We start from the raw sequence: 25,756 nt of genomic DNA, 5'->3' as shown, positions 1-25,756 counted from the left end.
CACAAATAATAAACAACAAGGACGGAAGCAACGCTCCAATTAGATGATAGTACGGCCTGATATCACGATGACAGCGGTAGAGCTCCAAGTACTCTCGCTAAAATTGTTTTCCCTGACCAGAAATTAATACAACACCAGATTACCCACTTCCTGCTAATCATGCTTTATCATTGAGTTGAATTACCATCACCTGAATTGGATGGTTAGTTACGTTTTCATCGTTATGCAATTCGTTAGGGGCGTCTTTGGTGAGATAATATGACTTACCTTTCTTTAATTTTAAATAGTGTACTTTGCCTTTATTGTTTGTAATTTTCAATGTCCCATCCGTCAATGCGACCAAAACTCGATCGTTATCATGCCTGTGCATGGGCAAAACTTGTTTTGAAGAGGGATAGATAATTGTTTTCCACACAGTCACCCTGGCATTAGATAATTGCTCAATACGTTGAGTTGATAATCCTGCAGCCTGGAGCGCACTTGTACCCAGAACAAAGATCATAAGCAATTTGAATAAATTAATTTTTTTCATCATGTTAGATTACTCTCCATTTTCAAATCAAATAACAGTGTGTCATCTCGCTTACTCCTCAATTTTCCTTTAACTTTCCGACACATAGCTCACAAAATTGCTATAATTATAGTAGGAGGTCATTGTAAGGAGTTTGAAGATGTTAACTACATTTCTAGCCACAGTGATTGGCTGGTATTTAGTCATAGTAAGCTTATTCTTATTATTCCATAATGAGCATGCAAAATCAGCTATGGCAGAGATTATAGCTCATCGCGGATCGCAATTGATTATGGCGATAGTAACCTTAATTACAGGTTTGCTTTTAGTCGTCAGTCATAATATCTGGGTAATGGGCTGGCCTGTTGTTATTACTCTTTTTGCATGGTTAGTCTTACTTGGTGGTTTAATTAGGTTTTTATGCCCCGATACCGCAGTTAGAATAGGCCAATCATTTGTCGATAATCCAATGAGACTAAAAATAGCAGCTGTAATATTCTTTATTATTGGTTTGTTCCTGTTATTTAATGTCTATTATGTTTATTTGAAATAAAGGAAGAGTTATTGAGGTACTATGACTCATTCTGTTGATGGGGAAAGGAAGCGATAAAGTCCTTGTCAATTCAGCAGCAAGGAATGCTATGATATGATGCTTGATATGATATGCCTACAAAAAAAATGACTAGAGCCCAAACCTGCCCTCATCAAACGACCGTTATTTCAAATCTTAAAATAATTCCACTCACTTTGGGGTGGTTATTAAAATCTGCTTTGCTCATTATTATAATCGCCGTTTTTATTCCACTATCCCCCAAAATGCCAGCTCCCGGTCTCGATGCCTCTTGGGCTGTAGGACTTAATCAAGCAGTTGCCCAAGGTTTGGCTTTTGGTAAAGACATTTTTTTTACCTTAGGACCTTATTCTTCAATCTATACAAAATTCTACCATCCAGCTACCGATTTCATGATGGTTGGGGGAAGTTTGTATTTGGCTTTATGTTACTGGATAGCTATTATCCTTTTAATGCAAGGCATTAAATGGCGTTGGAGTATTGCCTTTGCAATACTTCTCTTTAGTATGATCTATGCTCGGGATTCTTTGTTTTTTTCCTATTCATTAATCATTGGCTTACTCATTCATAAAGAAATTTCTGGAAAAGAAACATCCTTTAAAAGCAATTTCTGCACTTTATTTGCTTTGCTTTTTACGCCATTCGGTTTATTTCCTCTGATAAAGGGCTCTCTTTTAATATTAAGTATTATTACCGTGCTCTTATGCTCTTTATTTTTGATCCTATATAAACAGCGAAATCTTGCTGTGCTTTGTCTGGCATCTCCAGTAGTTTCCATATTATTTTTTTGGATAGCATCCGGGCAATCTATTTTCAATCTGCCAGCTTATGTCAGTAACACTATCTTGCTCGCATCAGGTTTTACTGAAGCCATGGCAATTGAAGGAGACAATAAAGAACTGATATTTTTTGGGGTTACCTCTTCTTGCATTCTCTTATCAATACTCCTGCAAAAACAGCTCTCACCATTATCCAAAGCATTTCTATTTTGTATCTATCTCGTTTTTCTTTTCCTCTCATATAAAACGGGTTTCACAAGACATTTTGGCCATGCCTTCATTGCTGGTACCTCTGTTTTGCTAGCCTCTTTTTTGTTACCGTATTTTAATTCCAACAACAAAGTAATAGTCCCATTATTAGCTTTATCCCTTTATACAGCGAGTTATATCAACGGGCACTATACCAAAATATCTGTTCGAGATAATTTCATTTCCACCTATACCGCCGCTTACTATGGCCTTAAAAACAGAATCCAGAATAAGAATTGGTTAAAAGAAAATTTTTCATTAACGATGAATTATTTGAAAGCCCGCGATGATTTTCCCAGATTACCGGGTACTACCGATATTTATTCTTACAATCAAACTTCATTAATCGCCTCGGGAATGACATGGTCGCCAAGGCCAATCTTTCAGAGTTATTCCGTTTTTACTGCAAAAATGGCAGAAATCAATACGAATTACCTTTTAAGTGAGAACAAACCGGATAACATCCTTTTTAAAGTAGAACCAATTGACAATAGAATTCCTTCAATGGAAGACGGAATGAGTTGGCCGATACTGATTAATCATTACCAACCAGTACGGTTAGAAAATGATTTTTTATTTTTAAGAAAAAAATTAGTCAACAAACCTGTAACATCTTTAGTGCCATTAAAAACAGAAATTCATACTTTTGGAGAACAAGTTAAAATACCTGATACAGATAAATCTCTTTTTGTCGAAATAGATATTCAACCAACGCTCTGGGGGATGTTAGCGACTACCTTTTTCAAGCCTCACCAGCTTGAAGCCAATTTGGAATTAAAAAATGGCACCCAAAGACAATATAGACTCATTTCCAATATGGCAAAATCCGGTTTTCTATTATCCCCATTCATAGAAAACAGCGCTGAGTTTGGACTATTATTTAGCCAGAATAATTACCTGGCAGGTAAAAAGGTTATTTCATTTTCCATTAACTCAAAGCAAGTACCTTCGTCGCACTGGCAAACGAAATATACTATTCATTATAAAACTTTTGCCAGCAATAATTAAAACAACAAGGATGCGTCAATAAAAATAGTGTGCCAAGCTCTTCTTTGTTGATTTTTTGTTTAAATTCCAAACAAATATCTTCCCAAAAGGAAAATTAACAAGTAAAATTATGTACTAAAATAACTCATATAGTTTTATATATGCCTTTAGGGTTCTTTTTATGTCCAAAAAATATCGAACTCCCATCCGATTGTCAGACAAGATGAAAACTCTTAAAAAGAATCTTCAGGAGCAACTGACACAATCCAAATCGTTAGGCGAGCAAATTCATGCTGGAACTACCACAGCATCAACAATAACAACGGGAATAAATCACTTGTTTAATGTTATTGCTTCCTTTTTAAGCTCCTACCGACAAATTCCACTGGTGGGTGGGGTTTTGCAATTGGTGGCCATATTAGCTAAATCAATCTCAATTGTGAGCGATCCGGAAAAATCTATTGCTGAAAAAATAATATCTTCGATTCTAATTGCTGCTATTATCGCCCTGTCTATTGCAGCGATCACCCTCGGTGGATTGGCTGCCGCAATCATCGGGACAGTAATTGCTTCTACTGTAACCATCATGGAAGGATTGGGATTTTTTGGGAAAATTGCTGAAAAATTTCAATTGGCAAATTCCTACAAAATGAAAAAAGAATTTATAGATCTTGTAGCGAAACGTATAGAGCCAAACAATGATAAATATAATGACTTATTCGAAATTCGTGCCATAGAACTCCAACATGAACTTGAGAAATCTTATCCCAATCAAATTGAACAGCAACAATTAAAAGAAGAGTTGAATTTCATTAATGCGGTACTTAGGAAAAAAAATATCACCCCGGGCAACAACAAAGAGAATGACGCTTACAAACTAAACCAACTCTATGCTAAACGCGCTGAGCAATTAAAAACTCTTGTAGATAAAATTGCTTTAATCAATCCAACTGGAAAAAGAGCTGAGCAAAACAAACTTTTAAGCGAAATCAAAGCATTACAAAAAGAAATAACCAAAACCGACGATAGCATAGAAGAAATCATAGCCCCACTTGCTAAAATAGAACGAGACAATTTGAAATCTACCATTAATTTGCCATTAAGTTACAGTACCTTTGCTATAGCAGCGGCCAGTACTTTAATATCGATAGCCGGCTTATTGGTGGTAGCTGGCGTGATTGCCGCACCTCCGATTATGGTCCCTATCATGTTTGCAGTAGGTAGTGTTATGGCAATCATTGGTTTAATCAAGTGGACCGCTGAAAAAATGGCTGAAATAGAGGACGCTCAATTAAAAGCAGAAAAAACTGCGAAACACGAGGATGCAGTTTTAGATGAAGCATTAAACGTTTATGAGCAACAATTAAATCTTGAGTTAGTCAGTCCTTCAAACCCTGCGAGACAGGTGAAAAATATATTAATAGTTCACGATAAAGTGCCTGCTTTGTCGCCAACTGAAAGTACTGTAAGCTCATTAGATTCCAGATTTACTTTATTTGGCTCATCTTCTCGAGAGCACACAAAAATAGCAGAACAGAAAACCACTGATACAACTAATGAACAAGTACCTACAACTTTTGATTCCATATCCAAACCAACTCGTTAACAAATATAACAACTTTTCATAACTTTGTTATAATTGATTTATAAATAGTCAATTTATGCGTAATACCTGATTTGTGAATATAAAAATTAATGAAATCAAGAGAAAAATTCATGGCCAGAAATAAAAGACTCGATCGTTTTCATAATGCTCAAAATAGTAATACTTGTGGCTACGATCAAGCATTCAGCGAAATACAAGACGGAAGAAAAAGAAGCCATTGGATATGGTATATTTTTCCTCAATTGGAAAATTTAGGTAAAAGCCCATCGGCCAAACTATATGGAATTAAAGATTTTAATGAGGCATGTGATTATTTAAAAGATCCTGTACTGTTTAAGCGCTATTTTGAGTTAATAAAACTCATAGAGGAAAAATTAAAGAACATTCCTCTACCTCATCTGATGGGTGGTTTTCCTGATGATCGTAAATTCATCTCAAGTTTGACCTTGTTCCAAGCCACTTCCAATTACCTGAGTTCAAAAGATACGGATTCTCAAAACAAGTATCATGAGCTTTATGAGACTTGTAATAGAGTTTTTAAACAAATTGCTCCACAGGGTTATTCTCCATGTCAACAAACTGAGTTATTGGTCAAACATCAATCAAATTCCCCTGTGAAAAAGACAACAGAGAAATCAAGTCAACCTCCACAAGTGACTATCTTTTCACCCAAACGGTCCAAACCGAATACTGCTCATCCTATCCTTAAGGATCTTGCTCAATATATAAACAAAAGGGGAAATGAATGGAGTTATCATTATAATTTTCTAGGCCTAGTGGCTTTCGTTTATTTCATACAGGATTTAATTCTTGGAACTGATCATTTCAATCATAAAGCCCGTGAGGTCAAATTAACTGCAGCAAGCAAATTACAGAAAATTCTTGATCCCCAATGCCATGAACGATGTAATCTAAATCCATCAGAAAGAAAGGCGCTTTCCGATGGTCGCTTGGGGGAGATTATTAATAAACACGGGGGATTGAATAAAATCCTGACAGAGGCTCCTGACAAACCTCCAAAAAATGACCGAGCTCAGGAAATCAACAGTAATCCCTTTTTATAAAAGCATTCCCTTATAAACCCAATAGCTTTTACAATTTTTTAATCTTCAGGAATTAACTATAAACTAAATTAGACTTCATACGTCACCTGTCTATTTTGTATTATTCAAAGGACTCCCATAAGGCAACATGTGCACCAGTCGGATCGACTATAATAGCAAAACGTCCCATTTCACCAGCCTGCGTTATTCCTTTGACTTCCTGAGCACCATGTTGTTTTGCTTTTTTTAAAGCCTCTGATACATCTTGGACATAAATATAAGCCATCCAGTGAGGAGGAATATGACTTTGTTGATCTTTGGGAATTTGCCATATACCAGCCATTTCCTTATCATTGCATTGAATAAGAGTGTAGGTCATTTCCTTTGATTCAATCTCTCTAAATTGCCAACCAAAGACCTTGCCATAAAAATCCTTTGCCTTTTTAACATCAGAAGTGGCTAATTCATTCCAACAAAACTCTCCAAACGCAGCTTGAGTCATAAGAATCTCCTTTAATTTGTTTTTTTTAGAACAACTTGATTGGTATTCGGATTTATGCAAAACACCACAGTCAAGGCAAAAAATATTTTTAATGAGGGGATCTAGATAAACTAAATGACCGAATTAAAAACTTTTTTAACAAAGAGATTGGGGTTTTCGTAAGTCCTTATACTGTTAACAAGCGATTTCCTGATTACCTTCATTACTTGACAACGAATACAACTTAATGAATAGTTCACACAGAATAGTAGACCAATGTTATAAATACTGCCATTACCAGGATTAAATATTTTTAACCCAATCTAATAATTACATTATGAGTCAAAACATCATACTAAACCGATGCGAATGGGTAGGGCAAAACAAACCCCATTATGAACTATACCATGATACTGAATGGGGAATTCCTGTTCATGATGATGAAAAACATTTCGAGATGCTCATTCTGGAAGGTGCTCAGGCAGGGTTAAATTGGGAAACTATATTAAAAAAGCGCGACGGATACCGGAGAGCTTTCAAGCAATTTAACCCACAAGCCGTAGCCCAAATGACTGATGATGAATTGAATGCTTTGTTAACTAATCCTGAAATTATCCGCAACCGGCTTAAAATCTTTTCTACCAGAAAAAATGCGAAGGTTTTTCTATCTATTCAACAAGAATATGGATCGTTTGATTCTTACGTTTGGCAATTTGTTAATGGAGCACCTATCATAAATCGTCCTGAAAGCATACGAGCGATACCAGCAACCAGCAAAGAATCAGATGCCTTATCCAAAGATCTGAAAAAAAGAGGAATGAGCTTTGTTGGCTCAACAATCATCTACGCTTACATGCAAGCCATTGGTATGGTGAATGATCACATCGTAACCTGTTTTCGAGCCAAATAAAGAAATCACTCGAACTCCTGAAGGTGACTCATATTCTCCATAAGCTTTTTAGCGAAATCATTTAAACCGGATTATCTGTCGTGTCCTGGCCTAACCATAAATTAGAAATTCGGTTTTCATATTTTGTTAGGCCAGGGAATGATAGTTTGACCACCCTAATCAGGTTCTCAAGCTGACTGTAATGTAAGGGCCACCTACAGAAAAATTACTTTGTGTGTGTTTGGCACTTGATGTTGACAAAGAGCCAGTGTCCAAGGCAATAACATTGGTATTTGTTTCATAACTGGATAAAGGATTAAAATACAAAGCTCCCATATACCCTGCTTCAAAATTCAAATCCCAATTTTGTTTCAATGAGTAAAGATAACTTAACCCAATTTTGGCATCCAGAGCTGGAACCAGTTGATTGACACTGGGATTAGCAAGTCCTTCACGATTTACAAAGATTCCAGCGATAATCAATTGCTGAGAGGTTCCTGTGAATTGGTATTGAGCTGGTTGCATTCTGCCGTACAAGACTGAGCCGGCGAGTTGTCCGACCAAATTGAACCCATGAGAAATATTATAACTATTATTGAATCCTAGTCTCGGCCCAACACCTTTGTAAGTGGATGTATTATTTAATGACAGTATAGGGAGTGAAAAGCCCCGAAAAGTTGATATCAACTCTTCCTTTATCCAGGCACTGCTTAACCCTGTAAAAAGCCTTGTCTGTAATTTGGAACCAAAGTTAATAAATTTTCCAACATCGAGACTGACTGCATCATAACTAAAATCAAGACTGGCATGTGCAAGCTTCAATAAAGCCACTCCTGTAATTTGGCCAGAAGGCGTAGGAGGAGTACCGGTCTGAGAAAAAGGAGAGATCCATTGCGATGAGGGATTCACAAAGACATTATCAGTATCATTGGTACGCAGATGAGACCAGTTTAATTGCAAATCGCTTCCAGAATTGGCAAATACATAACGTCCTCCCAAATTAAACCCAACTTGATAATCTGGATTAAAAGTAACAACCTGCCAATTAGGCGATGGTATTGGCAGTACTGTCGTAATCACCCCCCAACCTAAATTATTCGCTCCCGGTTGCAGATAAAAGGCTGTCGCAGAAAATTCATATCCCGGTTTCAAATTAGGAATGAACACACGGAAAAAGTCGCTATTTTCAACTGGCCCTGTATCACCGGCATAATTGCATACACCAAACAACAATAAAGTAATTCCCATAAGTAATTGATGATATTTTTTCATATTTAATGAATCCTCCCTAATGCATGATTTCTATCAATCAGGACTTACGAAAAACCCCAATCTCTATGTTAAAAATTGTTTTTAATTCAGTCATTTAGTTTATATAAACTCCCTCATTAAAAACATTTTTTGCCTTGACCTTGGGGTTTTCGTAAGTCCTGTCAATCAAAATAAACTCCAAAACCAAGTTTTTATTCTTTAATCTATGGATTTCAGCGATGGACCAATCGAACAGCGATGAGTAAATCTGTGGAATTATGTTTAAGATTTATGCCTGAATTGGTACAAATTTTCAGGCAATCTTAGCATAGGAAAGATGTAATGTATTGAAAATTAATTATTAAATTCCCAGGCGGGATTAAAACTTATTCCTTATCCTGCTGGAGGGGATAAGTACCCTCCTTTATTGGCGTATTAAACGAATATTTTGCCCATCAAAAACACAAGGTTCTGTTGACCTGATTGGATTAATATCCAGACCTCCCCTTCTTGTATATCGTCCATAAACAGTCAATGATTCAGGTTGGCAAAATCGCATAATGTCTGCAAATATCCGTTCAATGCACTGCTCATGAAATTCATTATGATTTCTAAATGAAATCAGGTATTTAAGCAACCCTTCATGATTTATCTTTTTACCTTTATAAATAATTTGAACGCTTCCCCAATCCGGTTGGTTGGTAACCAGGCAGTTTGATTTAAGTAAATCAGAATACAATGCCTCTTCAACTAATTCAGACGAGGTCGAAAGAAAATCAGGCATTACATGATATACAGAGCATTCAATATCAAGCTTATCAAGGCAAATACCATCGAATGCAGCATAGATAGTTTGACTAGCGATTTCCGACAAGGGGTACACGTTAACCGCCACTTCAGAACCAATGCAGTGACTTAAATCTTTGCTGATAGTTTGCACAACGGTTTCCACGTCAGGGAAAGTAGTGTTATTCAACGAGTTAAAATAGAGTTTTAATGACTTGGATTCAATAATACACGGGGAATGACAATCATAAGAAATAACAGCCATCGCAACAACAGGTTTACCTTTGGAGTTTAACCAGGATACCTCATAATGATTCCAGCAATCAAAACCATAGAAAGTGGTGGAGTTGGGATCCAAATTAATTTCCTGGCGTTTTGGGGCTCTGGGGATAGGATACAGCCTTTTAGGATTATAGTGGTCATCATAATTTGAACTTTGTCCCAGCTCCGATTGATTCGTTATATTCTGATAAGTGCTTTCAAGTTCCTTATTCATTATTGATGCCTCCAAAATAGTAATGATTTGCGCTGTACTATACCAATTGATTGGCTGCCCGGCTTCAATTTGCATTGCAATGTAGTTTAATAAAGAAGACGCTTCATGAATTTGCTCTGCTTTTTTCTCCAAAGCCTTGGCTTGTACAGCAAGTGAAGTTTTTAGATTAAAATCAGGATGCTGAATAATTTCTTTGATTGAAGCCAGTGAACATCCCAGGTACCTCAGGGTAGTTATTTGCTGCAAGCGTAATACATCATCCGATGAATACAGTCGGTAATCTGACTGTGACCGTTTCGATGGCTTTAGTAAATTAATTTCATCATAATATTGTAAGGTACGAATACTTAATGAAGTCAGTTTGCTGATTTCTTTAATCTTATAAAATTTCATTTTGTAACTCTAAAAAACAAAATGATTATAATCTATCACGTTACGTGAGGGTCAATATTTTATTAAAAAAATGAAATAAACTATATTTACAGGACTTACGAAAAACCCCAAGATCGAGGCAAAAAATGTTTTTAATAAGGGAGTTTAGATAAACTAAATAACCGAATTAAAAACTTTTTTAACAAAGAGATTGAGGTTTTTCGTAAGTCCTGATAGTTTCTTGTCCAATTGGGAAAATCAATAATAGTGTATTTGCTACTAACCACATTAACGAGAATCAAAAAGAAATCTCAACAACTTCTTATTTTAATAGGCTTCTTATTAGGGATGTCACCAGTCATGTCTTTAGAAATTATTACTATAGAAAAAATAGAAAACCACCATATGCTAAAAACTCGGGCTGAAAATATTCAATTTCCCTTGAGTCGAGAAGATAAAGATTTAATAGAAGCGATGAAAAAAAAATTATACGCATTGGGAGGGGTTGGTTTGGCAGCACCACAAGTCAATTCCGCCAAACAAATTATCGCAGTTTACATCCCTGAAGAAGCTCAGCTTTTACGTGATAATGCGAAAATCTATCCAATGCACATCCTAATCAACCCAAATTACGAGCCCTTGCCCCAGGCTCGTATTATTAGCGACTTTGAAGGTTGTTATTCTGTATCCAGTAAAGCAGGGAAAGTGCCAAGGTATGATGAAATTCAGCTAAAGTACTATGATGAAGAAGGGAATGTTCACCAACAAATCGAAAATGGCTTTTACGCCCGTGTTTTGCAACATGAAATTGATCATCTGAATGGCGTATTAATCACCGATCGTTTAACTCCCGATTGTGTACAAGGGACTATTGAAGAAATGATGACTATTCGCCGTGCTGAATTGCCTTTAGAAAAACGAAAATTATTTGATCAAATCATGGCAAAAAAACTTAAAAAATAAGGTCGAGTTTCCAAATTATCTTTTATGAATTGACTTCAATGATAAACTGCCCTGGGTAATTTTTTTGCTTGTTCAACCCAGGTAACAACTTGAGATAATCCAGGTACATGTTGCGCCAAATGACATTGCTCATTTTTCTCTTTTAATGAGCTATAAAGTTGTTCAGGATTGCAATGTGCTAACTCTGGGATTGAGTCAATACCAGCCTGTTCCAGAAGCTCAGCATATTCTTCATTAATGCCATTTACTCGTGCAAGATCAGCTTGATTGGTCCATTTCAAAATCAATTTATGACTGATTCCCGTTTGCTCGGCTACTCTAAAACGCCCCCGGCGACCACTACAAACTCTTAATAAATCTTCCTGACTTTCAATCCCTACTCGCTTTAGCATTTCAGCATATTTTGGGCCTACGCCTTGCAGCTCAATTAACTTGTGCATTTTATTTCCAGTCTTCTACTACGATATTACATATATAAAATTATAGAATATAATGATCAATTATTAACCAAGACAAATGTTGAAAAAATTTAGGCCTCACGTATTAAAAAAAATCAATTCATTTGGCAAAATGAAACAATTTCATTATGATAATTACTTTCCTTTCAGTCCCTGGTGAGGTAGAAAATGCGCAAGCACAAGAACAAAATGGTCAGGATATTTTTATTGGCTTTAGGACTATTTTCCAGCACCACCATTAATGCTTGGTATGGCTCAGGGATAACCATTGGTGTTGCCAGAGCGAATGTTCACTATTACGGAGATGATATCCGAGTATATGACCCGTGGGGCTATGGATACTACGACAGAAATTATTACTATAATGGAGTAAGAAACATTATCGTTCCTAGTGTAATTGTACCGAATGTAGTGATCAATGTACCAGTTCAAAGGTATTACGTACCCTCATGTGAGGAAATGGAAGTTTGTGATCCTTATGGACAATGTTGGTTAGAGCAATTTTGCAGATAAATTAATAACTCAATCAACTAATGTTTTGGGACTCAGCCCATTATGGGATGAGATATTAGCAGGACTTACAAAAATCCCAAGATCAAGACAAAAAATGCTTTTAATGAGGGAGTTTAGATAAACTAAACAACCGAATTAAAAACATTTTCTAACAAAGAGATTGGGGGTATGTCCTGATTATAATTTTTTAAGGACAAAAAATGTCAGAAACTATTGGTTATGCCGCCCACAAAGCGGGAGCCCCTTTAAAACCTTTCACTTTTGAACGCCGCCCTGTTGGTGCACACGACGTAGCAATTGATATTCTATTTTGTGGTATCTGTCATTCCGATTTGCATCAAGTCAATAATGATTGGGCAGGAGCATTCTATCCTATGGTTCCTGGACATGAAATCATTGGACGAGTCAAGGAGGTAGGACATCAAGTCCGCCGGTTCAAAGCAGGAGATTTAGTGGGCGTTGGCTGTATGGTTGACTCCTGCCGTCAATGCACCTATTGCCATCAGCATGAAGAACAATATTGCAAATCTGGAGCAACTTTTACCTATAATAGTCAAGACAATCATCTGGGAGGGGTGACCTACGGGGGGTATTCCAAACATATTGTCGTCACTGAAGATTTTGTATTAAAAATTGATGAATCACTTGATCCTGCCGCCGCCGCACCATTACTCTGTGCCGGAATAACCACTTATTCCCCCTTGAAAAGGGCTAAAGTAGGTAAAATGAGTAAAGTAGGAATCGTAGGCCTGGGTGGCTTAGGACATATGGCTGTCAAATTAGCCCGTGCCATGGGGGCTTATGTGACTGTATTTACCACTTCTATAAACAAGATAAAAGCGGGTAAAGATTTGGGAGCTCATGATGTTGTCTTGTCTACCGACAACAATGTCATGCAAACACTAGCCAATCAATATGATTTTATTCTTGATACTGTTTCTGCCAAACATGATCTTGGCCAATATTTAAACCTTCTTAAAGTGGATGGACAACTAACCCAGGTTGGGCTTCCATCAGATCCACTTGAAGTTACCATGTTTCCTGTTATTTTAAAAAGACTGAGCATTAACGGCTCATTGATTGGCGGCATTAAAGAGACACAAGAAGTTTTGGATTTTTGCGCCAGGCATGGGATCACCGCAGACATTGAATTAATAAAAATGCATGAAGTAAATTCTGCCTACGAAAGACTGTTAAAAGGAGATGTGAAATATCGATTTGTTATCGATATGTCAACCCTGGATTAAATGAACCCGGTATAAAAGGCTTCCAGTTGGCCTTTTATACCACGGAGCAAATATTATTCCTAGTTTTTAATCTTGGGGAAAACTTTAATTTTGGTTATAAAAGAATCCTGTACCTTTTCAATCAAGGCATCAAATTCAACAAATTGAATTATTTCGCCTTCATTGGGCAATTTTCCGTGGCGCGTGATAATAAGTCCATATAGTGTATTCAGTTCTTCTTCATCTGGCGATAAAGTAATATCGCAATCAAGAGCCCGTTCTAGAGAATAAAGGGAGCAATCTCCTTTTGTCGTTATAGTTCCGTCCGAATTTTTTACCCAATCTTCATGTGTTTTATGAAACTCGTCTTTAATCCGCCCAATCAGGATATGGAGCAAATTATCCAGAGTTACAAATCCAAGTAAACTCGATTTGTGTTTGTATACCAAAGCAAAATGAGGCATACCAGCTCTGAATTTACGCAGCAAATCCATAGCAGGTAATTTATGACTGACTTTAAGTACTGGTCGCACATAAGGCTTTAATGTATTGATATTTTTCTGGAGCAACAAATCGGCAAATAAATCCTTAACATGGATGACACCAATCATTTCCTTAGTCCCGGAATCATAGACAGGATAACGACTATAACGATATTTTAAAATTTTATCTTTAATCGTTTCGAATGGCTCATTTATATCTATTATGATCATTTCATCTTCAGGACGCATTACCTCAGTGACATTTAACTCAGCCAAATCGAGAGTATGCTCCAGGATTTCACGTTCATCCTCTTTTAATTCCGATTGCAGATGCTGTCCGCTTAAAATTAATTTAAGTTCCTCACTTGAATAAAAACCTTCGTATTCATTTTTTATATCCATGCCGGACAGTTTGAGAAAAAAATTGGAACAGGTATTTAACAACCAAATGGCAGGATACATTATCCAGTAAAACCAATACAACGGGACTGCAGTCCATATTGAAATCAATTCAGATTGCCGAATGGCAATGGACTTGGGCATGAGCTCACCGATTACAATATGTAGAAAAGAAATAAGAAAAAATGCAATAAAAAAAGAAGATATAGTAACAATATGAACCGATGAAATACCCAAAGCAACAAATAATGGCCCCAATAACTCTGCAAAAGCAGGCTCTCCAATCCAACCCAATCCTAACGAAGCAAGAGTAATGCCTAACTGACATGCTGATAAATACGCATCCAGATTTTGATGGACTTGCTCAAGAATGCGGCCTCTTAGCCCGTAATTTTCTTTGATGGCTTGAATTCTCGTAGCCCTGAGTTTAACCATCCCAAATTCGGCCGATACAAAAAATGCATTGAGAAGCACCAGCAGGAATGCTATAAAAATTAACAGAATGTTATACATTAAAAATAGTCCGGTTTATGATTTAATTTCACAGAACTTACGAAAAATCCCATTCTCTTCGTTAAAAATATTTATAATTCGGTCATTTGGCTTATATAAAATCCCTCATTAAAAATATTTTTTACCTTGGCCCTCTGGTTTTTCGTAAGTCCTGTTTTCTATTCAGTCGTACCTTCACTAAAAACATTCACTCTCTACAAATGTGATCGAATCCTTTATGTTAATAGAATATCGCAGTCCTGGCGAGTTTAAAATGACTAAGCCAGAACCCAAAGATAAAATAATTATCATCCGCTTTAATGACAAATTATTTAATCAAAGCAACCGTATAGAAATGACACCAAATATCAGTAAATAGCAGCCCCCTATTGACAAATAGAAGCACAATTTGTTAATTTTACTCATTAAAAGACAAAATTAACTCAACCTGAAAAGATTATGAATCGTCCAGACGACAAAACATGCCATGACTTTTATGCAAATTCTTATGCCAATGTTTTGCTTTGCGGCGCTTCCCAGTCTATAGATAATCTTTCAATCATTATTATTATCTTGCCCTCTTTCCCCTAGAGCGGTCAGCTGTTGCTAATTCTCTGCCTCTCTAGGGAGGCTTCCAAAGAGTTAGCACCAACTGATTTCAACTGGAGGGCGTCATGAATCAAAATAGTTTCAAACCAAAGAATAATTTCGTCTCATTGGTGATGTGGGCATTACCTTTATCTTTTTTTACTTTTCAATTCTTATTACGTCTTTGGCCTGGATTAACCATGCAAGACATTATGGCGCAATTTTCAATTGATGCCGCAAGCTTTGGCCTTATCGCTGCATTCTATTATTATGGATACGCAGGAATGCAAATCCCTGTAGCCTTACTGCTGGATAAATTTGGAGCCCGCTTCGTTGTATTTGCCTTTGCAATGTTGTGTGGTATTGGAACTTTAGTTTTCATAGGTACCAATAATTTTTACTTGGCTCTGTCAGGCAGGTTTTTGATAGGTGTAGGCTCTGCGGCTGGTTTTCTTGGCGTATCCAAAGTCGTATCAGAGTGGTTCAGCCATTCACAGTACTCCAGAATGATCGGTTTATCCTTTAGCGTAGGCTTGTTGGGGGCAATCTATGGAGGAAAACCGCTTGCCCACCTGATACAGAATTTTAGTGGACAACAAGTTGGTTTGGCTTTGGCGGTTTTCTCCATCCTCTTAGGATGTTGCGCACTTTTGATCTTGCGCTCTCCCCCAAATAATACTCACTCAGTAACAAAAACAATGAATTTGTCTCACTGTTCCTCTTTATTTTCATCGTGGATCATCTGGGCTCTTGCTCTTGCTAATTTATTAATGGTCGGTGCCCTGGAGGGATTCGCGGACGTATGGGGAGTACCTTATCTTATCGCCAAATACGCACTGAACAAAACTGATGCTGCTTTTCTCATCTCGTTTATCTTTATGGGGATGATATTTGGCGGTCCTTTACTCGCTTTCCTCAGCCAAAAATTAGGAAACTACTTTGTAATAGCCCTCTGTGGTACTGGTTTGGCCTTCTTGTTCCTAATTCTTCTTTACACCGCTACACTTCACTGGTGGCAGCTGGGCACTCTCTTCTTTGCAATCGGCCTGCTGTGTTGCTATCAAGTTATTGTATTCGCCGCAGGTTCTACTTTGGTTCCTTATGAAGGTTTAGGCGTCACCATCGCCTTCTTGAATTGCATCAATATGTTAGGCGGGTCTTTTTTCCATACTTTGATTGGTAAATTAATGGATAGCAGTTGGAGCGGGCAAATGAGCGCTAATGGACTTAAATTATATGAAATGGAATCGTATCAATGGGCTTTGTCACTCATTCCATTCTGTGCCTTATGCGGCAGTTTGCTTATTGTATTAATTCATATCAAAACAAGAGCTTATGCAGCCCCAGAGCTTATGAAAAAGACTTCATTGACGGGAGTGTAGCTATGGAAAAAATTTTTTGGTCTAATCCCTACCAGCATACACTCGATACCAAGATAATCTCAATTAATGGCAACGAGATTCTATTAGAAAAAACCATCGCGTTTTCATTTTCAGGAGGACAGGAAAGCGATAGAGCATTTATCAATGGCCTTGAAGTACTCAGTTCACGAATAGATGGAAATCTTATTTATTATACCCTGCCTGATGACCATAATCTTGCGCCCAATGATGTAATCACCATGACTATAGATTGGCCTCGAAGACACCGGCTGATGCGTCTTCATTTTGCAGCAGAACTGATTCTGGAACTTGTAACCAGAACCAGTATGCTTGAAAAAGTAGGAGCTCACATCTCAGAATCCAAAGCTCGAATAGATTTTAAAGCGAATTTTAATATCTCTTCTATTTTTAGCCAGCTGCTTGATGAATATAATGCCATCATTAGACAAGATCTTGTTATCTATAAAGGATACCATGATGTGACAAATCAACGTCGGTTTTGGAAAATTGACGGTTTTGCTGAAGTACCTTGTGGGGGAACACATGTTCATTCCACTTCTGAAGTGGGTTTTATTCGTCTCAAACGCTCGCATCCTGGCAAATCTATTGAACGCATTGAAATAACCCTGATGGATGATAGTAGATAATGCACCCCTCGCATAAGCTGATTGTTTTGCTTTGGGGCAAGGTGAGAATGTTATGGGGCAATGAGTTTATATACATTGAATGAACGTTGCTGAAACGTTTGGAGCGTGACAGTAAAATAAACAAGGCGGGTTATTCAGGAGGCCAGGTCAAGCGCTAATCGAGACAAAAATATAGAAAAAGAATACAAAATCGCCTAAATTACAGCATTTGACTTTGTCGCCATTAACCTGTGAGCGTTATTTATCATGGAACTGCCCTATCATTTCTCTACTGCCTATGTGTCAAAACCAGAGTTTATAGAAGCACTTTCTGAGGAGTTAGGCGAGGTATCCAATAAAATAGGCTCTCTCGTTTTTTCTCCTCATCAGAAGCTTGATGTTTGTTTTGCACTGGATGTATGGCTTGAACCTGAGATAGTAACCTTTCAATCCATTTCAGAAGCAGCAAAAATATTGAGGCAAGCCGGAAAATTCTGGTATTTGCACCCTGTTACTGAAATTCGCCGATCGCGCTTGATTGAGGAACAACTTCGCAAGTGCCCATCACTAATGTCCCATTTTCCAGTTACAAGTGACATTCCACCCATAGGTGTATTTAGTCTTCTTGATAGAAACACTCTACTCTTTAGCGCCAAACGACTAAAAAAATGGCCGGATGGACAATGTTATTTTATTGAAGACAAAGTCAATCCCCCAAACCGGGCTTATTTAAAATTATGGGAAGCCTTGTTCCTGTTAAATAAATACCCTCTCCCTGGTGAAACAGTTTTAGATTTGGGCGCATCCCCGGGAGGTTGGACATATGTGATGCAATCACTCGGAACCCAAGTCACTTCGGTCGACAAAGCAGAACTGGATACAAAAATCATGGCGCTTCCCAGAGTCAGTTTTTTAAAGCAAAGCGCCTTTGCCCTAGATCCCGAACAACTCACAGAGTCTTATGACTGGGTACTTTCCGATGTTGCCTGCTATCCTGACAGAGCCTACACCCTCATCAAAAAATGGATAGCATCAAAAAAAGCAAAACAGTTGATTTTTACCATCAAACTACAGGGGCAAACTGACTTAAACACAATCAAACGATTTCAATCCATACCTAATTCCAAAGTAATCAATCTGTTTTATAACAAACATGAAGTCACGTTTTTTTATCCAGTATAAACATAACCAGGATTTAGTGATTATGTCTGCAAAAATATCTTAATGACGAGCTAATATTTAATTTTCTATGACTTAAGACCTTGAAAAATCAAATGAGAGAATTTTTTCTATGCTTGGTTGTTTTAAGGCGAGCGCCAACAATCGATCAACCCCCAGGGCAACCCCGCTGCAAGGAGGTAACCCATATTCCAGGGCTTTCAAAAGATATGCATCGGCTTCCATTGCCGTCAATCCCTTTTGCTTTCTATGTTGCTGATCCAGCATAAAACGCTTTTTTTGCGCCTCGACATCAGTCAACTCATGAAAACCATTAGCCAATTCAACTCCCTGATAGTACACTTCAAAGCGCTCAGCCAAGCCCTCTTTTACTTGTGCCAAGGCAGCCTGGGAGGCAGGGAAGTGATACACAGCAACGGGGGTTGATTCTTCTGCCAAAAAAGGCTCCACGACATGGCTCATTAATAAAAACAGATATTGATCCCTGTCTTGTTCGTTAGGAGATAAGACACCATCCAAATCATGCTGTGCTAATACCTTGTTGAATTGTTCTATGGATGTAGAAAAAGGGTCAATGCCGCAAGCCTCTTCAAAAGCCTGTTGATAGGTTTTTCTGATCATAGGCCGGGATTTAAGAATAATTTGTAATAATAAATCCACTTCATCCATCAAAACATGATGATCAATATGTAATTGATACCATTCAAGTAAAGTAAATTCAGGATTATGCCAGCGCCCCAGTTCGTCATCACGAAAAACTCGCGCTAATTGAAAAATAGGCCCGCTGCCAGCAGCTAACAGCCGTTTCATATGATATTCCGGGGAAGTTTGTAAATAGCATGTTTCACCTCTGAAAATCGCTTTGATATTGCTCAGGTAAACATCTGTAACCCCATGCCGCGCCATCACAGGGGTTTCCACTTCCAGATATTGGCGTTCAGTAAAAAATTGGCGGATTTTACCTATTAGCTCGGCTCGCGCACGTAATAATTGAATTGAAGCTGAGGGCAACCAGGAGTTATCAGACATGATCAATAAAATATTCCCAACTCCAGGCGGGCAGCCTCTGTCATGCGGTCTTGAGACCAGGGCGGCTCCCACACCAACTCAACAGTGCAATCACTGACTCCTTCAACCTGATTGACTGCCTGCTCCACCGTACCGGGAAAGGTTTGCGCCACAGGGCACCCCGGGGTCGTTAGCGTCATCTGAATATGAACATGGCCTTCGTCATTAACGGCAATGTCATAAATCAAGCCCAGATCATAAATATTGACCGGAATTTCGGGATCAAAAACTCCCCTCAACGCGGTAATAACGCCTTCCTTTATTGATTCGTTACTCTGTTTTTTCTTAAAACCAAACATGAGCTGCCTCTGGTCTATTTTGCAATATACAGACAAACTCTTTCACGAGCTCTGCCACTATTGCCATAACATTATTCTGTTTTCACCACTTCTGTTTCTTTGTTTAAAGCCGCTTCCAAAGTATGCCACGCCAAAGTGGCGCATTTTACACGCGCAGGGAATGCTTTAACTCCGGCTAGAACTGTTAATTTATCCATGGAAACCAAAGAATCTTCTTCCTCTTGTGTTAGCATTCGATGAACACGATGAAATAGTTCATGAGCTTCTTTAATTGATTTACCCTTTAACGCATCGGTCATTAACGATGCAGAAGCTTGTGAGATAGCACAGCCACATCCAATAAAACTGACATCACGAATCAAATCACCCTGCAACTTGAGGTAAACAGTCAGTTTATCTCCGCATAAAGGGTTAAACCCCTTCGCCTCGGTGGTCGCATCCTCCATCGCATGGTGGTTACGAGGATTACGATTGTGATCGATGATGATTTCCTGGTAAAGTTCCCGCAACTCCATACTCATGCGAATACCTCTTTAACTCGTTGTAAGGCTTCCATACAATAATCAATTTCTTTAAACGTATTATAAAAGGACATGGAAATACGAGAGGTCGCAGCAACATCGTAGAAATCCATCAAAGGCATAGTGCAGTGATGTCCGCTGCGTATCGCTATACCTTCACTATCCAGAATAGTTCCAATGTCATGGGCATGAATTTTTCCGTGGACAAAAGAGATAATGGGTACTTTGTTGGCAGCCGTTCCAATAATATTGTACCCTTTTACTGCTTCAATAGCCTTGGTAGCATAGTTTAACAATTGTGTTTCATATTCAGCTATCGCATCCAAATCCAATGACCAAATATAATCAATTGCAGCAGCCAAACCAATCGCCCCTGCAATATTCGGGGTGCCTGCTTCAAATTTATGGGGGATAGCCGCATATTCCGTTGCTTCAAAACTCACGGAGTTGATCATTTCGCCCCCGCCTTGATAAGGAGTCATGCTATTTAATAATTCTTCTTTTCCCCATAAAACACCTATTCCAGTGGGACCATACATTTTATGTCCGGAAAAAGCATAGAAATCGCAATCCAAATCCTGAACGTCCACAATCAGGTGAGCCGTTGCCTGTGCCCCATCCAGTAACACTTTAGCCCCTACTTCATGGGCCATCTTAATCATTGTTTTAACAGGATTAATGGTTCCTAAAGAATTGGAGGCGTAATTAATCGCAACCATTTTAGTGTTTTCATTTAACTTTCTTTCAAACTCTTCAAGTATTACCTCGCCATTTAAAGAAATAGGGGCAACTTGCAGCTTGCAACCCATTTTCTTGCAGACCATTTGCCAGGGAACTATATTGGAATGATGTTCCATATGCGTTATCAAAATTTCTTCATCAGGTAATATGCGAGGGGCTACGAGACTCTGAGCCACTAAATTAATGGCTTCAGTGGTACCACGTACAAAAATACATTCTCTCGGTGACCTGGCATTAATAAATCGTTTTACCTTTGCTCTGGCTGCCTCATACATTTCCGTAGCCCTGACACTCAAGGCATGAACTCCACGATGTACGTTTGAATTATCCTTTTCATAAAATTGAGCAATAGCATCAATCACAGCCTTGGGTTTTTGAGTAGTAGCCGCGTTATCAAAATACACCAAATCATACTCATTGATTTTCTGATGCAATACAGGAAAATCTTTCCTGATTTTATTGACATCAAAGGATGTCATTAGGGAAGGATTAGTACTCATTTGCGTACCCCAACTGTTGAGTTAATAAATTACCCATCCAATCAGCCAAATCACGATTTGGAATAAGGCGCAAATTATCATTGGCAAACGCCTGGATCAAATAATGAGAAGCTTCATCCCTGCTAATACCGCGTGTTGCCAGGTAAAAGATTGCCTCTTCATCCAGTTGCCCAACCGTAGCACCATGTGAACATAAAACGTCATCAGCGAAAATCTCTAATTGCGGTTTTGTATCAATTTCAGCATTTGCGGAGAGAAGTAAATTTTTATTTTGCTGCTTGGCATCAGTATGTTGCGCATTCTTGGCTACAATAACCTTGCCATTAAATACAGCTCTGGAATGTCCCTTTAAAATCCCTTTGTAATCTTGATCGCTTCGACAGTTAGGCACCAAATGATGAACCACAGTATGATGATCTATGTGTTGCCCATCCCCCGGCGCATAAATTCCATTCATAAGGCATTGAGCCTGTTCTTCCTGCATGGACACGCTAATATCACTGCGTACTAACTTCCCACCCAAACTTAAAGAGTGGCTGGAAAATTGACTGGCGGCAGATTGCCTAACCGATAAATGACCTAAATGGTAAGCTGATTTACTTTCTTTTTGAATTTTATAATGATTAAGTTTTGCGCCTGCTCCAAGAAACACTTCAGTAATACTGTTAGTGAAATAGCAAATGTTTTCTTCGCCATGATATTCTTCAATCAGAGTAGCCTGAGATTCCTTTTCCATAAGGATCAGATGTCTTAAATACATAGCCTGGTTCGTTTGATCTTGGATATGCTTTAAAACAATGGGTTCTTCCAAACAAATTCCCTCAGGAATATAAATAAAGACTCCGCATTGAAGCATGGCTGTATTTAAATAATGAAACCCATGCTCCTGCTCCATAATTTTTCCAAGGTGAGGCTTAACCAAATCAGCATAATGTATTAACGCAAGAGATAAAGGCAGAATTAACACGCCTTGAGGCAGATTCTTAATCCATTCTTGCTCTTGGGAAATAAATCCATTCTGTATTAAAAACAGATTTTTGACTGGTGAATCGTCAAAGGCGGTTTTAAGAGCAGGCTTTACTGTAGGATCAGGTGGTACAAAATGTTGCTGTAATAGTGAGTCAACGAGAGTGTACTTCCATTCCTCATCATATCGGGTGGGAAAACCACGGCGCTTCAAATCAGTTAATGCTTTAGACTGCAACTGCGCAAGCCAGGGTATTTGCGATACGCCTAATTGGGCTTGCTGTTGATAATAATCCAAAATATCACTCATAACTGCTCCACTTCTTCAAGCCAGCTATAACCCTTCTTCTCCAGTTCCAGCGCCAAAGATTTATCCCCTGACGTAATAATACGACCATTTGCCAAGACATGAATAAAATCAGGCTCAATATAATCCAGTAAGCGCTGATAATGGGTAACTAAAATAATAGAACGCTCGGGAGAGCGCATCGCATTAACTCCTTGAGAAATAATTCGTAATGCATCGATATCCAGGCCGGAGTCGGTTTCATCAAGAATAGCTAGCTTGGGCTCCAAAGCGGCCATTTGCAATATTTCATTACGTTTCTTTTCCCCACCTGAAAATCCCTCATTAATACTTCGGTATAAAAAGCTTTCATCCATATCCAGCAGCTGACATTTTTCCCGAATAAAACTTAAAAACTCTATGGCATCAAGGGTGTTTTTTCCTTGTCCTTTGCGAACCGCATTCACTGAGGCTTTAAGAAAATTGATATTGGTTACACCAGGAATTTCTACCGGATATTGAAAAGACATAAAAATACCGGCCCGCGCTCTCTCTTCCGGGGACATAGGCAATAAATCTTGTCCCAAATAGGATATATCACCACGAGTTACTTCATAAGAAGGATGCCCAGCCAATACCTTGGAGAGAGTACTTTTTCCTGAACCATTAGGTCCCATAATCGCATGAACCTCTCCTGGTTTAACCTCAAGATTAATACCTTTTAAAATAGACTGTCCATTGACAGCAACATTGAGTTCTTTAATGTTTAACATATTAGCCGACTGCCCCTTCTAAGCTTATACCTAGTAATTTAGTGGCTTCCACCGCAAATTCCATAGGTAATTCTTTTAAAACTTGCTTACAAAATCCATTCACGATCATAGAAACTGCATCTTCTGTATCGATACCGCGTTGCTGGCAATAAAACAATTGCTCTTCACTAATTTTTGAAGTAGTGGCCTCATGCTCTACTTGTGCCGTTGGATTTTTGACTTCTATATAAGGAAAAGTATGTGCTGAACATTGACTACCCATTAACATGGAGTCGCATTGGGTATAATTACGCGCGTTCGTGGCTGTTGGTGCGATGCGTACCAATCCTCGATAAGCATTATGCGCATGCCCGGCACTGATCCCTTTCGAAATAATTGTTGATCGGGTATTTTTCCCTAAATGAATCATTTTCGTACCTGTGTCAGCTTGCTGAAAATTATTGGTTAAGGCAACAGAATAAAACTCGCCAACAGAATCATCACCTTGCAAAATCACACTGGGGTATTTCCACGTAATGGCTGAACCTGTTTCAATTTGTGTCCAGGAAATTTTCGATTTCTTACCCCGACAAGCTCCCCGTTTGGTCACAAAATTGTATATCCCTCCTTTACCTTCTTTATCACCAGGATACCAGTTTTGTACCGTTGAATATTTTATTTGAGCCCCATCTAACGCAATCAATTCAACGACTGCGGCATGCAACTGATTTTCATCTCTCATTGGGGCAGTACACCCTTCCAGGTAGGACACATAGCTGTCAACATCAGCAACAATAAGTGTTCTCTCAAATTGCCCGGTAGAAGCAGCATTGATCCTGAAATAGGTCGATAGCTCCATGGGACATCGGACACCGTTAGGGACATAAACAAATGATCCATCACTAAACACAGCAGAGTTCAAAGCAGCATAAAAATTATCCCTGTAAGGAACAACTGACCCCAGATATTTCTTAACCAAGTCCGGATATTGATGTACCGCTTCCGATAATGGGCAAAAAATTACTCCTTTTTCAGCTAATTTCGCTTTAAAAGTAGTCGCAACTGAAACACTGTCAAACACCGCATCAACGGCAACACCTGCCAGCATTTCCTGTTCGCGTAAAGGAATACCTAATTTCTCATAGGTTTTTAACAACTCCGGATCAACTTCATCCAGACTTTTGGGAGCGTCTTTTTTACTTTTAGGCGCGGAATAATAGGAAATGGACTGATAATCAATTGGAAGATAGTGCACACTCGACCATTCGGGGTGAGGCATAGTGAGCCAGTGCCGAAATGCTTTCAACCGCCACTCAAGCAAAAATTCAGGTTCGCCTTTTATTGCAGACAAACGACGAATGACATCCTCATCCAATCCGGGAGGAAAAGTTTCAACTTCTATGTCGGTTATAAAACCATGTTGATATTCTCTATCGAGCAGAGAATTTAGTTGCTCACTGCTTTTAGCCACGATTTACTCCACTTGCTAATTGCCGAACTCGCTCAACATCCCTTGTTGGAAGAGTTGGTTTTGCCAATGCCTCCAAACTGACACTATCAAGAGCAGTTTCGATCGCATGGCTTATTAATCGCCAATTTCCTTGAATGGTACATACTCCCTGTAAAAAACAATCATTGGGTTGCATACTGCATTCTGTGAAACCCCTGTGCTCTTCCAAAGCAAATATGATTTGAGACACCGAAATTTCAGCTGCTGGTCTTTGCAGTCTATATCCTCCGGATACACCTCGTACCGAAGTTAACAAACCCGCGCTAGTCAGGCGTTTTAGTATTTTACTAACAGTAGGTACTGTTAAATGCGTATGTAAGGCAATATCTCGAGCATTGCATAATTCCTGCGAATGCTTGGCTAGATAAACCATTACAACTGTTCCATAATCGGCCAATTTACTGACGCGCAGCATAACACCCCCTACTCGAATAATCTAGTACCAAATAAGTCTTATTTTCAGATAGAGGAAAAGAATATCTTATTAAGAACAAGGATTAGACAATTGCTTACTGATCCAATATCACCTGATCCTCTATGTGAGTTTTTCTGGCACAATCATCCAAAGCAAAATTCTATTACCTTATTATAAATATAGTACTAATTTGGTTCTGTATTCGATAAAAGAGAGATTTTACCTTATTGATAAGGAAATAAGCAAATAAAATCTTCTGTTCTACCTTGGCGATTTCATGCATTTTAATATTTTTTACAATAGGTTAGTCATCAAGGGAATGGGCTTGCCAATATTCCATCTGTCTATAATGTGCTCTGGATTTAATAT

At 38.4% G+C, this 25,756-nt stretch carries 25 protein-coding genes and 1 pseudogene; 11 read left to right on the top strand and 15 right to left on the bottom strand.

Translation table 11 applies throughout. The features are described from left to right. Nucleotides 1-157 precede the first annotated feature (157 nt). Nucleotides 158-535 (bottom strand): hypothetical protein, encoded by a 378-nt coding sequence (locus LPG_RS03090; protein WP_010946361.1) that lies wholly within the window; start codon nt 533-535, stop codon nt 158-160. A 136-nt stretch (nt 536-671) separates the two neighbouring features. On the opposite strand from LPG_RS03090, the gene LPG_RS03085 reads away from it, so the two are divergent. The 4 genes from LPG_RS03085 to LPG_RS03070 all read left to right on the top strand — a co-directional run bounded on the left by LPG_RS03085 (nt 672) and on the right by LPG_RS03070 (nt 5,767). Continuing rightward, nucleotides 672-1,064, top strand: coding sequence for a hypothetical protein (locus tag LPG_RS03085; protein ID WP_010946360.1), 393 nt, complete (start codon nt 672-674; stop codon nt 1,062-1,064). Between the two features lie 125 nt (nt 1,065-1,189). Next, the gene (locus LPG_RS03080; protein WP_011213221.1) at nt 1,190-3,118 is read left to right on the top strand and encodes a hypothetical protein; all 1,929 of its coding nucleotides are present in this window, start codon (nt 1,190-1,192) and stop codon (nt 3,116-3,118) included. A 160-nt stretch (nt 3,119-3,278) separates the two neighbouring features. Continuing rightward, a complete protein-coding gene (sidA, locus tag LPG_RS03075) occupies nt 3,279-4,703 on the top strand; it encodes a T4SS effector SidA (protein WP_010946358.1) in 1,425 nt (474 codons plus the stop codon). A gap of 110 nt (nt 4,704-4,813) precedes the next feature. Next, complete coding sequence (locus tag LPG_RS03070) at nt 4,814-5,767, top strand: DUF1810 domain-containing protein (RefSeq protein WP_011213220.1); 954 nt, start codon at nt 4,814-4,816, stop codon at nt 5,765-5,767. A gap of 100 nt (nt 5,768-5,867) precedes the next feature. Here the strand turns inward: LPG_RS03070 and LPG_RS03065 are convergent, their stop codons facing one another. Beyond that, complete coding sequence (locus tag LPG_RS03065) at nt 5,868-6,248, bottom strand: VOC family protein (protein WP_010946356.1); 381 nt, start codon at nt 6,246-6,248, stop codon at nt 5,868-5,870. A gap of 316 nt (nt 6,249-6,564) precedes the next feature. Here LPG_RS03065 and LPG_RS03060 point away from each other — a divergent pair, with 316 nt between their 5' ends. Then, nucleotides 6,565-7,137 carry a DNA-3-methyladenine glycosylase I gene (locus LPG_RS03060; protein ID WP_010946355.1) on the top strand — a complete coding sequence of 191 codons (573 nt, stop codon included), beginning with the start codon at nt 6,565-6,567 and terminating at the stop codon, nt 7,135-7,137. Between the two features lie 159 nt (nt 7,138-7,296). On the opposite strand, the gene LPG_RS03055 is transcribed toward LPG_RS03060, so the two are convergent. From LPG_RS03055 to LPG_RS15295, 3 genes and pseudogenes are all read right to left on the bottom strand, one after another. After that, nucleotides 7,297-8,388, bottom strand: coding sequence for an Lpg1974 family pore-forming outer membrane protein (locus LPG_RS03055; protein WP_010946354.1), 1,092 nt, complete (start codon nt 8,386-8,388; stop codon nt 7,297-7,299). 403 nt (nt 8,389-8,791) lie between these two features. Beyond that, nucleotides 8,792-9,649, bottom strand: coding sequence for an NADPH-dependent 7-cyano-7-deazaguanine reductase QueF (gene queF / locus LPG_RS03050; RefSeq protein WP_025862459.1), 858 nt, complete (start codon nt 9,647-9,649; stop codon nt 8,792-8,794). A 240-nt stretch (nt 9,650-9,889) separates the two neighbouring features. Then, a pseudogene (locus LPG_RS15295) lies at nt 9,890-10,042 on the bottom strand (MerR family DNA-binding transcriptional regulator); the annotation flags it as partial. Between the two features lie 339 nt (nt 10,043-10,381). Between LPG_RS15295 and def the strand changes: the two are divergent. After that, a complete protein-coding gene (gene def / locus LPG_RS03045; RefSeq protein ID WP_025862460.1) occupies nt 10,382-10,984 on the top strand; it encodes a peptide deformylase in 603 nt (200 codons plus the stop codon). A 35-nt stretch (nt 10,985-11,019) separates the two neighbouring features. Here the strand turns inward: def and LPG_RS03040 are convergent, their stop codons facing one another. After that, on the bottom strand, nt 11,020-11,424 hold the full coding sequence (locus LPG_RS03040; protein ID WP_010946351.1) for a DUF4332 domain-containing protein: 405 nt from the start codon (nt 11,422-11,424) through the stop codon (nt 11,020-11,022). A gap of 186 nt (nt 11,425-11,610) precedes the next feature. Here LPG_RS03040 and LPG_RS03035 point away from each other — a divergent pair, with 186 nt between their 5' ends. Further along, entirely contained in the window at nt 11,611-11,955 is a 345-nt protein-coding gene (locus LPG_RS03035) for a hypothetical protein (protein ID WP_011213213.1), read from the top strand. Between the two features lie 200 nt (nt 11,956-12,155). Next, nucleotides 12,156-13,202: an NAD(P)-dependent alcohol dehydrogenase gene (locus LPG_RS03030; protein ID WP_010946349.1), complete on the top strand. Its 1,047-nt coding sequence runs from the start codon at nt 12,156-12,158 to the stop codon at nt 13,200-13,202. Nucleotides 13,203-13,261: 59 nt separating this feature from the next. Here LPG_RS03030 and LPG_RS03025 read toward each other — a convergent pair whose 3' ends face one another. Then, nucleotides 13,262-14,575 carry a hemolysin family protein gene (locus tag LPG_RS03025; protein ID WP_010946348.1) on the bottom strand — a complete coding sequence of 438 codons (1,314 nt, stop codon included), beginning with the start codon at nt 14,573-14,575 and terminating at the stop codon, nt 13,262-13,264. A 653-nt stretch (nt 14,576-15,228) separates the two neighbouring features. Here LPG_RS03025 and LPG_RS03020 point away from each other — a divergent pair. From LPG_RS03020 to LPG_RS03010, 3 genes are all read left to right on the top strand, one after another. Beyond that, complete coding sequence (locus LPG_RS03020; protein WP_011213212.1) at nt 15,229-16,524, top strand: MFS transporter; 1,296 nt, start codon at nt 15,229-15,231, stop codon at nt 16,522-16,524. 2 nt (nt 16,525-16,526) lie between these two features. Beyond that, nucleotides 16,527-17,171 carry an alanyl-tRNA editing protein gene (locus tag LPG_RS03015; RefSeq protein WP_011213211.1) on the top strand — a complete coding sequence of 215 codons (645 nt, stop codon included), beginning with the start codon at nt 16,527-16,529 and terminating at the stop codon, nt 17,169-17,171. Between the two features lie 246 nt (nt 17,172-17,417). Continuing rightward, a complete protein-coding gene (locus LPG_RS03010; RefSeq protein ID WP_010946345.1) occupies nt 17,418-18,332 on the top strand; it encodes an SAM-dependent methyltransferase in 915 nt (304 codons plus the stop codon). Between the two features lie 72 nt (nt 18,333-18,404). Here the strand turns inward: LPG_RS03010 and epmA are convergent, their stop codons facing one another. The 8 genes from epmA to LPG_RS02970 form a co-directional block, all read right to left on the bottom strand. After that, nucleotides 18,405-19,358, bottom strand: a complete 954-nt coding sequence (gene epmA / locus LPG_RS03005; RefSeq protein ID WP_010946344.1) for an elongation factor P--(R)-beta-lysine ligase — start codon at nt 19,356-19,358, stop codon at nt 18,405-18,407. Nucleotides 19,359-19,360: 2 nt separating this feature from the next. Beyond that, complete coding sequence (locus tag LPG_RS03000) at nt 19,361-19,696, bottom strand: SUF system Fe-S cluster assembly protein (RefSeq protein WP_011213210.1); 336 nt, start codon at nt 19,694-19,696, stop codon at nt 19,361-19,363. A 71-nt stretch (nt 19,697-19,767) separates the two neighbouring features. Further along, nucleotides 19,768-20,217, bottom strand: coding sequence for a Fe-S cluster assembly sulfur transfer protein SufU (sufU, locus tag LPG_RS02995; RefSeq protein ID WP_010946342.1), 450 nt, complete (start codon nt 20,215-20,217; stop codon nt 19,768-19,770). Next, nucleotides 20,214-21,458: an aminotransferase class V-fold PLP-dependent enzyme gene (locus tag LPG_RS02990; RefSeq protein WP_010946341.1), complete on the bottom strand. Its 1,245-nt coding sequence runs from the start codon at nt 21,456-21,458 to the stop codon at nt 20,214-20,216. Before LPG_RS02990 ends, sufU begins: the two co-directional genes overlap by 4 nt. Further along, nucleotides 21,448-22,734, bottom strand: a complete 1,287-nt coding sequence (sufD, locus tag LPG_RS02985; protein ID WP_010946340.1) for a Fe-S cluster assembly protein SufD — start codon at nt 22,732-22,734, stop codon at nt 21,448-21,450. Before sufD ends, LPG_RS02990 begins: the two co-directional genes overlap by 11 nt. Continuing rightward, the gene (sufC, locus tag LPG_RS02980; RefSeq protein WP_010946339.1) at nt 22,731-23,483 is read right to left on the bottom strand and encodes a Fe-S cluster assembly ATPase SufC; all 753 of its coding nucleotides are present in this window, start codon (nt 23,481-23,483) and stop codon (nt 22,731-22,733) included. The genes sufD and sufC overlap by 4 nt, the downstream gene beginning before the upstream one ends. Before the next feature lies 1 nt (nt 23,484). Beyond that, nucleotides 23,485-24,933, bottom strand: coding sequence for a Fe-S cluster assembly protein SufB (gene sufB / locus LPG_RS02975; RefSeq protein WP_010946338.1), 1,449 nt, complete (start codon nt 24,931-24,933; stop codon nt 23,485-23,487). Beyond that, a complete protein-coding gene (locus LPG_RS02970) occupies nt 24,926-25,387 on the bottom strand; it encodes an SUF system Fe-S cluster assembly regulator (protein ID WP_010946337.1) in 462 nt (153 codons plus the stop codon). Before LPG_RS02970 ends, sufB begins: the two co-directional genes overlap by 8 nt. Nucleotides 25,388-25,756: the final 369 nt, after the last annotated feature.

The organism is Legionella pneumophila subsp. pneumophila str. Philadelphia 1 (genome assembly GCF_000008485.1).
GTDB classification, from domain to species: Bacteria; Pseudomonadota; Gammaproteobacteria; order Legionellales; family Legionellaceae; genus Legionella; species Legionella pneumophila.
Note: the sequence above shows the minus strand (reverse complement) of the source record. Positions and strands in the feature narration are given on the sequence as shown.